This is a genomic window from Microcoleus sp., assembly GCF_049646505.1.
GTDB lineage: Bacteria > Cyanobacteriota > Cyanobacteriia > Cyanobacteriales > Microcoleaceae > Microcoleus.
The window spans coordinates 1-14,427 of record NZ_JBARVX010000631.1 but is presented as its reverse complement, the minus strand read 5'-3'; the positions used below and the strand labels follow the sequence as shown (position 1 = coordinate 14,427).

Below are 14,427 nucleotides of genomic sequence, written 5' to 3'. Positions count from 1 at the left end.
TCGGCGCGATCGGTATTTTGAGATTGTGGACGCAAAACTATAGCAGACTTCGCTTCCTATGTCAAGAGTTGTTCGTATTTTACGACAAACCCTTGTGTAATATTTGAGCTTTCCGCATACTAATCGCTAGACAGAGGAAACCACAACATGATCCAAACCATATCCAAAACAATCACGTTTGATGAGTTCGTTGCTTGGTATCCAGAGAACTCTGTCCATAAGTACGAACTACACAATGGAGTAATTGTTGAAATGCCTTTAGGAACCGGCGACCATTCGGATGTTACGGGTTTTATACACTCAAAACTAGCAGTTGAAATTGACCGTCGTGAATTACCCTACTCAATTCCAGGTGACTGCTTACTCAAGCTTTCCCGTAACGCATCAGGCTACCAACCAGACGTAATAGTCCTAGACCGAACCGCACTTGCAAGCGAACCGCGCTGGAAAAAAGAATCCGTCATCACGATGGGGTCTTCGGTGCGACTGGCTGTAGAGGTCGTCAGCACGAACTGGCAAGATGATTACCTGGTTAAAGTAGCTGATTATGAAAGATTGGGTATCCCGGAATATTGGGTTGTGGATTATACTGCTTTGGGCGGCAGACGCTTCATTGGCAATCCGAAACAACCTACTATCTCGGTTTACCAGTTAGTTGACGGGGAATATCAAATCAGTCAGTTTCGGGGAGATGACACAGTTGAGTCGCTGGCCTTCCCAGAGTTGAGGTTGACTGCCGAGCAGATTTTTCGAGCCGGTCTGCCTGCAACTGAGCCGACTTAGAAGGACTGGGGCGATCGAATATAAATTGCAACTTGTGAAATTGTGTGATACCATAAAATGTTCTTAAAAATAGCGCAACACTAAATATTACTTCATGGCAACGAAGCCAACGATCGCATTTACTCACCTCGGCTGCGAAAAAAATCGCATCGATACCGAACACATGATTGGCTTGCTGGCTCAAGCGGGCTATGAAGTCGATTCTAATGAAGAATTAGCCGATTATGTCGTCGTCAATACTTGCAGTTTTATCCAAGCTGCGCGAGAAGAATCAGTCCGCACCCTGGTAGAATTGGCAGAAGCTAATAAAAAAGTAGTCATCACAGGCTGCATGGCACAGCATTTTCAGCAGGAATTGCTCGACGAATTGCCCGAAGCCGTCGCAATTGTCGGCACTGGCGACTATCATAAAATAGTCGGCGTGATGCAGCAGGTGGAAAAGGGCGATCGAGTTTCCCTCGTCTCCAATGAACCTACTTACATCGCTGACGAAACTACTCCCCGCTACCGCACGACATCGGAAGGTGTCGCCTATCTTCGCATCGCAGAAGGCTGTGACTACCGCTGTGCATTTTGCATTATCCCGCACTTGCGCGGAAACCAACGATCGCGCACGATCGAATCAATTGTCGCCGAAGCTAAGCAATTAGCCTCCGAAGGTGTCAAAGAAATTATCTTAATTTCTCAAATTACCACCAATTACGGCAAAGATATCTACGGCGAACCGAAGCTGGCCGAACTGCTGCGCGCTTTGGGCCAAGTAGATGTACCCTGGATTCGGATGCACTACGCCTATCCTACAGGTTTGACTCCGCAAGTTGTCGCGGCAATCCGCGAAACGCCGAACGTTCTACCCTATTTGGATTTACCCCTGCAACACTCGCACCCGGAAATTCTGCGGGCGATGAACAGACCTTTTCAAGCTGGGATTAATGATGCTATTGTCGATCGGCTCAAAGCAGAAATTCCCAACGCCGTGATGCGGACAACTTTTATTGTCGGCTTCCCCGGCGAAACAGAGGAACACGCAGCACACTTGCTGGAATTTGTCAAGCGCCACGAATTCGATCACGTCGGAGTTTTTGTATTCTCCCCAGAAGCAGGAACCCCAGCCTTCAGCTTGCCCCAGCAAATACCAGCAGAAATCATGGAAATGCGGCGCAATTCGGTGATGGCGGCACAACAAGCTATATCATTGAAGAAGAATCAAGAGTCTGTCGGTCAGGTAGTTGATGTCCTGATAGAACAAGAACAGCCAGAGACAGGCGAGTTGATTGGTAGATCCGCCAGATTTTCCCCAGAAGTAGATGGACTCGTCTACGTGACAGGAGAAGCGCGGCTGGGTTCGATCGTACCTGTGAAAATTGCGAGTGCAGATGTCTACGACCTCTACGGTCAAGTAGAAGTATAGCTCGAACTGTCCCGCCCGCCACGCGCAGCATCAGCCCCGCGCTAAGAGCAAAACTTAAGTGCCAAATACTTTGCTAAACTTATTCACAGTTAATCACCGAGAGGAAGTTTCATGTTTGCTGTCAAGCGGGCGCTAAAATTAAATAACAAGGAAGCGACGTTGATGGCAAAACACGCAGGATTCCGGCGTGTAGTATTTAACTTTGGGTTAAGTTTGCGGACTCAAATGTATAGTGAAGGGCAATTCACGGACTCAAGGATACTCACTGAAGTCAGAAAAGTTCTCACCAATCATGTCAAGAAACAGCCTGAATTCGCTTGGATGAACCAATTGTCTAGCCGAGTTTACCAAAATGCTTTGATTGACTTGAAGGATGCGTTTAGTCGATATCGTTCTGGTTCATCAGGTCATCCGAAATTCGCTAGTCGTCGAGACGGTCAATCTTTTTCAGTTGATTCGTCTAACGGCAAAGTTTTGCTAAATGCTGGCAGAACTATTAAGATTCCTACATTGGGAACTTTTCGACTTGTTGAACCATTAGAATGCGGTTACGTGTCTCAAACTTTTACGATTTCAAAAGAAGGGAATCGGTGGTTTGTTTCTTTCTGCATTGATGCAGAACGTCTCCCGGTTCAGCAGTCTGAAGGTTCTGTAGGAATTGACATCGGCATCAAGTCATTTGCTACACTGTCAACCCAGCAGGTTTTTGATGCACCAAAACCGTTGAAAGCCCGTGCGAAAACCAAGCTTGCTACCTTGCAGCGCCAAGCATCTAAACAGGTAAAAGGCTCTCGAAACCAGCGTAAAACCTACAAGAAAATTAGCCGACTCCACGCACGGATAGCTCGCATTCGCGATAATTTCCTCCACAAGTTGACCACTTATTTAGCTAAAACTTTTAAGCTAATTAAGATTGAAAATTTAAACGTCAAAGGAATGATGGCGAATCATAAGTTAGCTGGAGCAATATCTGACCTTGGGTTTTACGAATTCAAACGTCAACTTGACTATAAATGCCAAATGTATGGAGCTAATTTGGTACTGGTAGACCAGTGGTTTCCTAGTACCAAAACTTGCTCGAATTGTGGCAACAAAAAAGATATGCCACTAAGCGTTCGGACTTTCGACTGTCCTGCTTGTGGCATATCTTTGGATCGGGATTTTAACGCAAGTTTGAATATTTTAAATTGGGAACCCTCGGCTTGAGGGGAATAGCCTACTTATCTTGGGATTAGCCGTCTACCCAACAGCGTAGGAAGTGAACTCGAATTGTGTCTAAAAATGAGTTTAGACAAGTTTAGATAAGTTTCACGAAGCAGTGTAGCCTCGCGTCGGGATCAGTGCCAGTGAGTTGACGATTCCACTCCCGCGAGTCGAATTCCAAGCCGTGCTGTGGAACAGCGACGGGGTGGATGAGGAAACGAGCAATTCTTCTGATAAAATTGGTACATCTTGACCACCAATGCCGTAAGCGAAAACCAAGCTCAAAGGTACGTGTTGCCAGAAAAAGTATGGGTCTTGGGAACCAGGACTCCTGCCCTTGGAGGCAATGTAAGACCAATAGAATTACGGAGTTCTGGCGGCTGTTGCCAATGAATTGGGAAGCCCGTGGTGTACCGCAGGTCACGGTCGGGTAGTTCACTGTTTTGTTTCTGAATGTAAAGAGTTATGCTAATATAAAGTCAGAAACCAGCGGGGAGAATTTGAGATTGCTTCGCCGTCCGCCCTACACGACAACGGTATCCCGAAAGAGTGTTGAGATGGATAGGCAGTAACGGTCGCTGCATCCCCTGTTGAATCCCGCAGGCGACGGATTGCGGGATAGCGCCTGAACTAACAAACCTGTAACTACTACTATGTAGTGCAGTTCAGTGGGGCTGGTCATCATCCTCACTATAAAATGCCCGCGCAGGGAAAGCTCGCAAGTACCTCAAAGGAAGTCCAATGTACTATTTTAAGAATGTTGGAAGTCGATAAGCCGATCGCTGGCGGTTGGTATCGGTGATGTCACAAAATCAAAGACGGCTGTCGAATTGGTAAATTAGTCACCATCGACGGAGCTGCCCTATACTCGATTGCTATTTAAAAAGGTGCGCGCAGGCGCAGCACCACACAGAACTCATAATGAGTTCCTGCCGCCGAGCAGAAATCCGCATCCGAGTTGGGCAACTTAGAAGGCTAAGACTCGTTATTAGGAGCATTAATGAATTTATTGTTTGAAGGCTTAGGTCTTTCGGAAGAACTCGTTCTCCATCTGGAAACACTAGGCTTTACAGAACCTACTCCCATCCAAGTACAAGCAATTCCGCACTTGCTAGCAGGTCGCGACGTTGTGGGTCAAGCCCAAACAGGAACGGGCAAAACGGCAGCATTCTCGTTGCCCATCTTGGAGCGGATCGATTTAGATGTAACAGCAGTGCAAGCACTGGTACTGACACCGACCCGCGAATTGGCGATGCAGGTAACAGAAGCCATCCGCGATTTGAGCGGTATCAGCAATCAAGGCCCGGTAAAAGTGGGTCGCTCTCTGCAAGTTCTGACAGTGTACGGCGGTCAGTCGATCGACCGGCAAATGCAGCGTTTGAAGCGCGGCGTTCACATAGTTGTCGGGACACCCGGACGCATATTAGATATGCTCAGCCGCGGCAGCCTGAAACTAGACAAAATACAATGGCTGGTTTTGGACGAAGCCGACGAAATGCTCAGCATGGGCTTTATCCAAGATGTGGAAAAAATCTTGGATGCTGCACCAAAAGATCGTCAAACGGCATTTTTCTCGGCGACGATGGAATCTTCCATTCGGAAATTGGTAGCGCGACATTTGCGTAACCCAGTCAACGTCACCGTCGAACAGCCAAAAGCAACGCCGAAGCGCATCAGCCAAGGCGTGTACATGATTCCCCGCGGCTGGTCGAAGGCAAGAGCTTTGCAGCCAATTCTAGAAATGGAAGACCCGGAATCGGCGCTGATTTTTGTGCGGACGCGGCAGTCGGCGGCGGAACTTACCAGCCAACTGCAAGCAGCAGGCCACAGCGTGGACGAGTATCACGGTAATTTGAACCAGGCACAGCGGGAACGCTTGCTGCATCGGTTCCGCCAATGTCAGGTGCGCTGGGTAGTGGCGACGGATATTGCGGCGCGGGGCTTGGACGTGGATCACTTGACTCACGTAATTAACTACGATTTGCCCGATAGCGTAGAAAGCTACGTTCACCGGATCGGACGCACGGGCCGGGCCGGTCGCGAAGGAACTGCGATTACGCTGATTCAACCGGTCGATCGCCGCAAATTGCGTTTGATTGAACGCCACGTGCGATCGAGCTTGACAGTGCGAAACATTCCGACGCGGGCACAAATTGAAGCGCGTCAGTTGGAAAAAATGCAGGGTAAAGTTCGCGAAGCTTTGGCGGGCGAACGGATGGCATCTTTCTTACCTCTGGTGTCTCAGTTGTCCGAAGAGTACGATTCCCATGCGATCGCCGCTGCAGCATTGCAAATGGCCTTCGATCAAAGCCGTCCGGCTTGGATGGGCGCGGATTACGCTCAACAAGAAGATCCACCCATTGTAGAAAACAGCGTCAAGCCAATCTTGATCAAGAAGCGGGCTAAGGTGGGTGCGCCCAGCGTTGGTTCTCCTGTTCCTCAGAACAGCTAATTAGTAGGGTGCGCCTCGGCGCGCCTTATTTTCTAATTGAAAAGGTACGCACTGCGTACCTTTTTTTATCAGAAAATTGGGTTGAAAACCCTGCGACTTTAGTCTAGGGATGAAATGGCATTTCTAATCGGAAAGACGCAAGTCCTGACTGCAAACCTGTACACGGGAATTCTTGGACTGTTGTGTAATATCGTTTCCCATTGCATCGGAATAATAAAATTAAGTCATATCAAATCCGGTAGCATCGGAATGATTCAGATATATATTCTCGGACTCTGTGTACTCTGCGTACTAATAATACCAATTTCATAAAGTAGCGCTAGATATTACCCCCCCAACCCCCCCTTATTTCGGGGGGGCTAAGATTTGATCTATACCACATATGAAAGAAAAATGGTATAAGGTTAAATCATTCCGATGCAAGCGGAAACGATATCAACAGTTAACACTCAACCATGCAGTTTTTTGACCAGCCCGTCAACAGTCAACAGCCAACAGTCAACAGTCAACAATCAACAATCACCTGACGGTGCAACCGGAATTGATCTAATATTTTAATTTAGCTGCGTGCCGACAATCATCTTTTGCACGCGATCGCCCTTAATTTCCAAAACTAAATTAGAAGCCTTTCGGTCATTGCTGTAAGTCAACCGAGTGGCTTCACCATGCACGGATTGCCACCCGTAACCGTAAGTTTTAACAACTTTTTGGCTGTTATCTCCTACCTTGACACCATCAATTGTCGCCAACTTGGGATTAGTAGTAGAAATTAAATAAACTTTGCCTTCCCATGCTGCTACCGTCAATTTCGAGTAGGTTAACGTGCGAATTTGGCCGCCAATTGCAGAGTCAGCAGATTTACTTTCGTCCCGCTGCGGTTTTCCCAATTTGCGTTTAGCTTCTTCTACAGACATCCCCAATCTCATGCCGCTAATCCCCAAGCGCGAATAGTCGATCGCCGCGGGCTTTTGTGTCGCGCTCAGCATTGTTTCTAGAGCGACAACAGTTTGATTCATACCCGCCACAGGGCGAACTAAAGCAGCAAATCCTAAGCTCGAAATTGCGATATTGAGTACGATCCCAGCGAGGGCTGTTGTCACAAACAACTTTACCATTTTTTTTATAGCTTTATTTAGCAATTTGTTCGCCCGATCGCCCGATCTATCCGGAGCAATACTAATAATTCCGGCTGCACAGAATTCGCAGGCCAAACAAGTAATATCAAATCCGGTAACATCCCAATGGTAAAATCCAGTCAACTCTCAACAGTCAACCGCAGAGGCTGCAACCAAAATCGAGATCGTTCATCTGCGTGAATCTGTGTCTATCGGCCTGTATCTGCGGTAAAAAAAAAGAAAATTTCTAACCGCAGATGACAATGGATTGACGCAGATTCACGCAGATGCACGCAAGAGAGATATGAAGAATTCCGACGTTAACAGATTTGATATAAATCCCACTCCTAGCGGGAGAAAAAACCAACAATATTCATCCCAACAATACAATTTGTAGAAGAAACCCGGTTTCTGTACGCTGTTCCCCGCAATCGCCCCGATCGGGCGTTTCTGATACTTAATTGCCGGGCCGGAATTGGTGTGATATCCTAACAAAAGCCGTTGCTCCATAAAATCCGCAATTTAGATGACCGCCATAGATTCCACTAAACACCAAAAATCTAAAGCCCTCAAACCCGGAAGCCGCCGCCCCGCTAAAGAGCTTTGCAGCGAATGCGGTTTGTGCGATACATATTATATCCATTATGTCAAGGAAGCTTGCGCTTTCTTAACACAGCATATCGCAGAACTAGAAGCAGAGATTCACGGGCGATCGCGCAATCTCGACAATCCCGACGATTGGTATTTCGGAGTCAGTCAAAATATGATGGCGGCTAAGAAAAAAGAACCAATTGAAGGCGCTCAGTGGACGGGAATTGTCAGCTCAATTGCGATCGAAATGCTAGAAAAAGGCATTGTTGAAGGCGTTGTCTGCGTCCAAAACACTAAAGAAGACCGCTTTCAACCGATGCCAATAATTGCCAGAAATCGCGAAGAAATTCTGGCAGCCAAAGTCAACAAACCAACTCTGTCTCCCAACCTTTCAGTATTGGAACAAATCGAAAAATCGGGAATGAAACGACTGTTAGTAATTGGCGTGGGCTGTCAAATTCAAGCCCTGCGAACAGTCGAAAAACAACTCGGTTTAGAAAAGCTCTACGTTTTGGGAACTCCCTGTGTGGATAATGTCAGCCGCGCTGGGTTGCAAAAGTTTCTAGACACGACTAGCCGCTCTCCCGAAACGGTTGTTGCTTACGAGTTTATGCAAGACTTTAACGTTCACTTCAAACACGAAGACGGTTCGGAAGAAAAAGTGCCGTTTTTCGGATTGAATACCAAGGAATTGAAAGACGTTTTTGCTCCTTCTTGTTTGAGCTGTTTTGATTACGTCAATTCTTTAGCAGATTTAGTTGTCGGCTACATGGGTGCACCTTTTGGCTGGCAGTGGATTGTAGTAAGAAATGACACCGGGCAAGAAATGTTAGACTTGGTAGCGGATCAGCTAAACACTCAGCCGGTGATGTCTCAAGGAAATCGCAAAGAAGCGGTTCAGCAAAGCATTCCCGCTTACGAAAAAGGTGTGACATTGCCGATGTGGGCGGCGAAGTTAATGGGAGTTTTTATTGAGAGAATTGGGCCGAAGGGTTTGGAATATGCGCGCTTTTCGATTGATTCTCATTTCACTCGCAACTATCTGTACGTGAAGCGAAATTATCCTGAGAAATTGGAGGCTCACGTACCGGAGTATGCTAAGCGGATTGTCGCGCAGTATAAGTTGCCAGATGTCTAAACTTGTTGTAGGGCGCATCAGATAGTGTCCGTTCGATTGACCGCAATAAAATTCGTTCGCAGTGCGGACTTAAGGGGAGCAAAAATTCCTTTGTGTTGTAGTAATCGACAGGAAATGATATCAGATCATCTCCTGTTAATTACTATTAATTAAAAATGTTTTTAGTGAGGAGTTTAGTCCTATGATTGATGCGGACTAAACTCCTCACTGCGAACGAATTTTATAGTGTCGCGAACGAAATCATCTCAAGCAATTTGGCTGTCAGTTTTATTTCGCTGAATCCAAATTTGACCACTTTTAATATCCAAATAAAACACACAATAATTCGCTTAAAATTATCTGCGTCTATCTGTGTTTATCAGCATTTCATCTGCGGTTGACCAGCTTTCTCAAACATTTATGCAATAAGTATTTTTTCAGGTACGTCAGTCAGCAACTGTTTAATGATTGAACAAATAAAGCCAACTGACGCATCCTAGGGTTTGCATAAAAATGGCGATCGCACATTCCTACAAATCAGCAGCGTGCTGTTTCAATTCATCCAAAGAAACGTATTCCAAAGTCAAGGCGTGAGTCGCAGCCAAAACCACAAGCGGCGCGCATCCAGCATCCATCGCTTCCTTCCAGCGAGAAGCGCACAAACACCAGCAATCCCCAGGCTTCAATCCCGGAAAGTTAAATTCGGGAACCGGAGTGCTCAAATCATTTCCGTTCGACTTTGTGAATGCCAAAAACTCTTCTGTCAGTTGAGCGCAAACAGTGTGAGCCCCGAAGTCGCCGCCGCCCGTATTGCATTTGCCGTCCCGATAATAGCCCGTCATTGGCGAAGTGCAGCAAGTTTCTAATTTTCCGCCCAGGACATTTGTAGCTTCCGTCACCACGATCGCAACTCCTCTGCAAAACTCTTTGATTTAATTTTACATCTTAGTTTTACCAAAAAAGTTTTTTTATATAAATTTTTCCATTGCCAAGTTAATAAACTTTTGTCCTCTCCGTTCAACTTTTTGTTTTTTGACTACAATAAATCCTTGACTTTCAAAGAAGGGTTTGGCTGTAATGCTGGCTTCTGTAAATAACTTTTTAATTCTTAAGTTTCGGGCTTTTAAATCAATTTGTGCTAAAATTAGCCTGCCAACTCCTTGTCTTTGAAAATCTTGATGACAGTAAAAGCGATCGATATGACCGCTTGCTTCTAATTCCCCAAAACCCGCAATTTTATCACCCTCTTCTGCTACGAAAGTAAATTTACTGCTTAAACTTTTAGTCCAACTTTCGATATCGATATCTGCTGGCGCCCAAGCATCTACTTGTGCTTTTGTGTAATGTCGAATATTTACTTCGTGCACGGTGTCGTAAAACAGTTTGACAATTTGTTGGGTATCACCGATTTCGTAGGTTCGTACTCTCATAACTTATCTCGCTTCGATCGCTTCTTTAATATTAATTTAGGATTTTTAACCACAAACGAACGCGGATGGATGTTGGCTTTCACCATTTTCTCTCATTTCTTGCAGGGCGATCCTCTCCGTTGGCGTAGCCCCCGTAGGGGCGGGCTGCGCTAACGACTTAAAATTTCTCGTCCATCCTTGACAAACCATACCAATCTATGTTACTGAAGCAGAAGCAAACCTCACTCGAATTAACACTACATCAATCGAGCAGCTTAACGAATCAGGATTGAAACTTATGACAGAAATTGGGCCCGATCCAAACCGACCTTATCCGATGGCAGACCAGCGCCGGGTTTGCTTCATCAAAAACTTGATTAAATCCCCCAACATTATCGTTGGCGATTACTCATATTACGACGATCCAATAGATCCAGAAAATTTTGAAAAAAATGTACTTTACAATTACGGAAGTGAGAAATTAATTATTGGTAAATTTTGTGCGATCGCCACCAACGTCAAATTCATTATGAACGGTGCAAATCACAAACTAGATGGCATTTCTACCTACCCATTTCCGATATTTGGCAACGGTTGGGAAACTGCCATGAGTTTATTGATGGAACTGCCAAGTAAAGGCGATACTGTCATTGGCAACGATGTTTGGATCGGTTGCGAATCGGTGATTTTGCCGGGAGTTAAAATCGGCGACGGTGCAATTATTGCTGCTAAATCTGTGGTAACGAAAGATGTTCCCGCTTATAGAGTTGTTGGTGGAAATCCTGCAAGTCTAATTAAGCAGCGTTTCAGCGATGGTGAAATTGCACAACTGTTAGAGATTGGTTGGTGGGAGTGGGAAATAGAAAAGATTTCGCGCAATGTCAGCATAATTATGGAAGGCGATATTCAAGCCCTGAAAAATGCCGAGTAAACTCGCAAATACAGCGATATTAATTTTAACTCTGATGCTGTGTATCGGTTCCGGCGCGATCGAAGGCGAACCCACTCCCAGCAGCCGACCCCGGATACATCTTCTAATCTGCGTTCATCAGCGTCAATCTGCCTGCATCTGCGGTCAAAAAATCCCCAAAAATCACCGTGTAAAGTCAGGGAACCCCCGTACCGCAGCGCCCCTAGAACTTACTTAGCGGGGCCCACAGCATCGATCGCAGCTTCGAGGGCGATCGATATATGAGTCCAGTGAGTCCCCCCCTGACAAAAAGCCACGTAAGGCTCGCGCAGAGGTCCATCAGCCGAAAACTCCGACGTACTCCCATCAATAAAAGTACCCCCAGCCATCACCAATTGACTCTCGTACCCCGGCATCGGAGCCGGCACCGGATCTAAATAGGAACCCACAGGGGAATTTTGCTGAACCGCCCTACAAAAAGCAATTAACTTATTAGCAGAACCGAACTCGATCGCCTGAATTACATCCCTGCGCCTCGCCAAAGGAATCGGATTCACGCGATAACCCAACTTATAAAAAACATAAGCTGTTAAATGATTGCCCTTGAGCGCTTCCCCCACAAACCCAGGGGCCAAAAATAAACCCTGAAACAGCAAGCGATTCAAATCAAAAGTTGCGCCCCCGCTGCTGCCAATTCCCGGTGCCGTCAAGCGACAAGTTGCCGCTTCCACCAGATCGGCCCTCCCGGCCACGTAACCGCCCGCAGGGACGATCGTACCCCCCGGATTTTTGATCGAAGAACCAGCCATCAGATCCGCACCCACAGCAGTAGGTTCGCAATCCTCAACAAACTCGCCATAACAATTATCAACAAAGCAAATTGTGTTAGGATTCTGATGTTTGACTAGATCGACGATTTTTTTAATCTCAGAAATAGACAGACTCGATCGCCAAGAATAACCGCAAGAGCGCTGGATCAAAACCAGGCGAGTCTTTCCTGAAATAGCAGAGCTCAGTGCCTGCCAATCCACACTTCCTTCGCGAGTTAGAGGCAACTCACGGTAGCTGATGCCAAATTCCATCAGTGAACCTTGACCTTGCCCCCGCAAGCCGATGACCTCTTCTAAAGTATCGTAGGGAGAACCAGCCACTGCCAACATTTCATCACCAGGACGCAAAACGCCAAAAAGAGCACAGGCGATCGCGTGAGTACCCGAAACAAACTGTACCCGCACAGCCGCCGCCTCTGCCCCTACCACTGCGGCAAACACCGCGTCCAAAGTTTCCCGACCCAAATCGTCGTGGCCGTAACCCGTAACCCCTGCAAAATGCTGGACTCCAACCCGGTGGCTGCGAAAAGCTTTTAAGACTCGTTGAAGATTTTGCTTGACTGTGGCGTCAATACCAGAAAAAATCTGAAAGAGTGCCTGTTCTGCTTCCTGTAGCCGTGAAACGCTATTCATCTATAACCTCGCTCACCATTTGCGGGCGCGCAGTCGATTATCGCGTAGATGCGGCCTCTAGTTTGTAAACATAATATATTCATGACGATTGCAACTTCCAAAAAAACTTCTCCTGATTGGCCTGTCGTAGGCTTTATGGCATTTCTGCACATCGGTGCTTTATTTGCTTTGCTGCCGGGTAATTTTAGCTGGTCTGCTGTCGGCTTAGCAGTATTCCTGCACTGGGTAACGGGTGGTTTAGGAATTACTCTCGGATTTCACCGTCTCGTAACGCACCGCAGTTTTCAAACACCCAAATGGCTAGAGTATTTTCTAGTTATTTGCGGCACGCTGTCCTGTGAAGGCGGTCCGATCGACTGGGTAGGAATGCACCGGTTACACCACGTACATTCTGACACCGAAACAGACCCCCACGATTCCAATCAAGGTTTCTGGTGGAGCCACATGGGTTGGATGCTCTCGGATCTGCCGATCCGAGTTGAAATCCCCCGCTTTACCAAAGACATCGGCGACGACCCAGTATACAAGTTTCTCCAAGCATATTTTATACCCATCCAAGTCGTCTTCGGCGTGTTGCTTTATTTATTAGGCGGCTGGTCTTTCGTGGTTTGGGGCGTATTTATGCGGATCGTAGTGGTGTTCCACTGCACTTGGCTGGTAAACAGCGCTACCCACAAATTTGGCTACCGCACCTACGAGTCGGGCGATCGATCGACCAACTGCTGGTGGGTGGCTTTGCTCACCTACGGCGAAGGCTGGCACAACAACCACCACGCCTTCCAATACTCCGCTCGCCACGGTCTCCAATGGTGGGAAATCGACATCACATGGATGACTATTCAACTGCTGCAATCGCTGGGTTTGGCAACCAAAGTGAAATTAGCAGAAAAATAGTCAGTTGATAATTGGTAATTGGTAATTGGTAATTGGGCATTGTTGAGTGCCAACTAAGAAGGGCGGGCACTCTTGGCACCGCCCCTACCAACTGCCAACTGCCAACTGACTAATTAGCCAGTTTTGGCGATGGGTAAGGTTGGGTTGAACTAAAATTGAATCGTCAGGCTCGATCGACCCAACCAACACCACAATCAGTTATAATAGATTTAGAAAAAAAAATTTTTGTTTCGCAGCCAAAATTTTTAATTTCAAGACTCAATCCAAACTCCTATGCTTAAATCCCGGTCTGCATCTCATCAACAATTAAAAAAAGAATGACAATAGCAACACAAGAAAAACTCCAATACAATTGGAAGCACGTTATTAGTTTAGCAGGACTGCATATCGGAGCTTTGTTCGCATTTCTACCGAGTAACTTCAACTGGACAGCAGTTGGTTTAACAGTATTCATGCACTGGATCACCGGCGGTTTAGGAATAACTCTCGGATGGCACCGCCTGCTCACCCACCGCAGCTTTCAGACACCAAAATTCGTAGAATACTTTCTAGCATTTTGCGGAGCCCTGGCCTGTCAAGGAGGAATAATTGATTGGGTTGGGCTGCACCGCTTGCACCACACTCACTCCGACCAAAATGCGATCGACCCTCACAATGCCCAGAATGGTTTTTGGTGGAGTCACCTCGGCTGGATGCTGTATAAAGGCCCCGCCCACGCTGAAATTCCCCGCTGCACAAAAGACATTTCCAGCGACCCGTTTTACCAATTTTTGCAAAACTACTTTCTCCCCATGCAAATCGCCTTTGGCGTGTTGCTTTACTTCGCCGCAGGCTGGCCCTTTGTAGTTTGGGTGATTTTTGTCCGCTTAATTTTGGTGTATCACTGCACCTGGTTTGTGAACAGTGCAACTCACAAGTTTGGCTACCGCACCTACGAAACTAAAGATAGTTCTACTAACTGTTGGTGGGTTGCGGTTTTGACTTACGGCGAAGGCTGGCACAACAACCACCACGCTTTTCAATACTCTGCGCGTCACGGTATGAAATGGTGGGAAATTGACTTTACTTGGATGACAATT

15 protein-coding genes are annotated in these 14,427 nt (G+C 46.7%); 9 read left to right on the top strand and 6 right to left on the bottom strand.

The window, feature by feature from the left end; translation table 11 throughout:
* Window positions 1-147 precede the first annotated feature (147 nt).
* The 3 genes from WBA89_RS29240 to WBA89_RS29230 all read left to right on the top strand — a co-directional run bounded on the left by WBA89_RS29240 (window position 148) and on the right by WBA89_RS29230 (window position 3,400).
* Window positions 148-783 carry a Uma2 family endonuclease gene (locus tag WBA89_RS29240; RefSeq protein ID WP_424411121.1) on the top strand — a complete coding sequence of 212 codons (636 nt, stop codon included), beginning with the start codon at window positions 148-150 and terminating at the stop codon, window positions 781-783.
* A 94-nt stretch (window positions 784-877) separates the two neighbouring features.
* Complete coding sequence (gene rimO / locus WBA89_RS29235) at window positions 878-2,194, top strand: 30S ribosomal protein S12 methylthiotransferase RimO (RefSeq protein WP_424411120.1); 1,317 nt, start codon at window positions 878-880, stop codon at window positions 2,192-2,194.
* A 111-nt stretch (window positions 2,195-2,305) separates the two neighbouring features.
* Window positions 2,306-3,400 (top strand): RNA-guided endonuclease InsQ/TnpB family protein, encoded by a 1,095-nt coding sequence (locus tag WBA89_RS29230; protein ID WP_424411119.1) that lies wholly within the window; start codon window positions 2,306-2,308, stop codon window positions 3,398-3,400.
* Window positions 3,401-3,502: 102 nt separating this feature from the next.
* On the opposite strand, the gene WBA89_RS29225 is transcribed toward WBA89_RS29230, so the two are convergent.
* Window positions 3,503-3,682 carry a hypothetical protein gene (locus WBA89_RS29225; protein WP_424411118.1) on the bottom strand — a complete coding sequence of 60 codons (180 nt, stop codon included), beginning with the start codon at window positions 3,680-3,682 and terminating at the stop codon, window positions 3,503-3,505.
* A gap of 715 nt (window positions 3,683-4,397) precedes the next feature.
* Here WBA89_RS29225 and WBA89_RS29220 point away from each other — a divergent pair.
* Window positions 4,398-5,849 carry a DEAD/DEAH box helicase gene (locus tag WBA89_RS29220; RefSeq protein WP_424411117.1) on the top strand — a complete coding sequence of 484 codons (1,452 nt, stop codon included), beginning with the start codon at window positions 4,398-4,400 and terminating at the stop codon, window positions 5,847-5,849.
* 417 nt (window positions 5,850-6,266) lie between these two features.
* Complete coding sequence (locus WBA89_RS29215; RefSeq protein WP_424411116.1) at window positions 6,267-6,407, top strand: hypothetical protein; 141 nt, start codon at window positions 6,267-6,269, stop codon at window positions 6,405-6,407.
* Here the strand turns inward: WBA89_RS29215 and WBA89_RS29210 are convergent.
* Window positions 6,404-7,108 carry a hypothetical protein gene (locus WBA89_RS29210; RefSeq protein ID WP_424411115.1) on the bottom strand — a complete coding sequence of 235 codons (705 nt, stop codon included), beginning with the start codon at window positions 7,106-7,108 and terminating at the stop codon, window positions 6,404-6,406. The genes WBA89_RS29215 and WBA89_RS29210 overlap by 4 nt on opposite strands.
* 382 nt (window positions 7,109-7,490) lie before the next feature.
* Between WBA89_RS29210 and WBA89_RS29205 the strand changes: the two genes are divergently transcribed.
* A complete protein-coding gene (locus WBA89_RS29205) occupies window positions 7,491-8,693 on the top strand; it encodes a Coenzyme F420 hydrogenase/dehydrogenase, beta subunit C-terminal domain (RefSeq protein WP_424411114.1) in 1,203 nt (400 codons plus the stop codon).
* Between the two features lie 245 nt (window positions 8,694-8,938).
* On the opposite strand, the gene WBA89_RS29200 is transcribed toward WBA89_RS29205, so the two are convergent.
* The 3 genes from WBA89_RS29200 to WBA89_RS29190 all read right to left on the bottom strand — a co-directional run bounded on the left by WBA89_RS29200 (window position 8,939) and on the right by WBA89_RS29190 (window position 10,102).
* Complete coding sequence (locus WBA89_RS29200; RefSeq protein WP_424411122.1) at window positions 8,939-9,010, bottom strand: element excision factor XisI family protein; 72 nt, start codon at window positions 9,008-9,010, stop codon at window positions 8,939-8,941.
* 192 nt (window positions 9,011-9,202) lie between these two features.
* Window positions 9,203-9,574, bottom strand: a complete 372-nt coding sequence (locus WBA89_RS29195; protein WP_424411113.1) for a DUF2237 family protein — start codon at window positions 9,572-9,574, stop codon at window positions 9,203-9,205.
* 66 nt (window positions 9,575-9,640) lie between these two features.
* Window positions 9,641-10,102, bottom strand: a complete 462-nt coding sequence (locus tag WBA89_RS29190; RefSeq protein WP_424411112.1) for a GNAT family N-acetyltransferase — start codon at window positions 10,100-10,102, stop codon at window positions 9,641-9,643.
* A 277-nt stretch (window positions 10,103-10,379) separates the two neighbouring features.
* On the opposite strand from WBA89_RS29190, the gene WBA89_RS29185 reads away from it, so the two are divergent.
* Window positions 10,380-11,012, top strand: a complete 633-nt coding sequence (locus tag WBA89_RS29185) for a Vat family streptogramin A O-acetyltransferase (protein ID WP_424411111.1) — start codon at window positions 10,380-10,382, stop codon at window positions 11,010-11,012.
* A gap of 209 nt (window positions 11,013-11,221) precedes the next feature.
* Here WBA89_RS29185 and WBA89_RS29180 read toward each other — a convergent pair whose 3' ends face one another.
* Complete coding sequence (locus WBA89_RS29180; protein ID WP_424411110.1) at window positions 11,222-12,454, bottom strand: aminotransferase class I/II-fold pyridoxal phosphate-dependent enzyme; 1,233 nt, start codon at window positions 12,452-12,454, stop codon at window positions 11,222-11,224.
* 81 nt (window positions 12,455-12,535) lie between these two features.
* Between WBA89_RS29180 and WBA89_RS29175 the strand changes: the two genes are divergently transcribed.
* A complete protein-coding gene (locus tag WBA89_RS29175; protein ID WP_424411109.1) occupies window positions 12,536-13,348 on the top strand; it encodes an acyl-CoA desaturase in 813 nt (270 codons plus the stop codon).
* Between the two features lie 317 nt (window positions 13,349-13,665).
* Window positions 13,666-14,427: acyl-CoA desaturase (locus WBA89_RS29170; RefSeq protein WP_424411108.1), on the top strand; the 762-nt coding region annotated here is incomplete at its 3' end.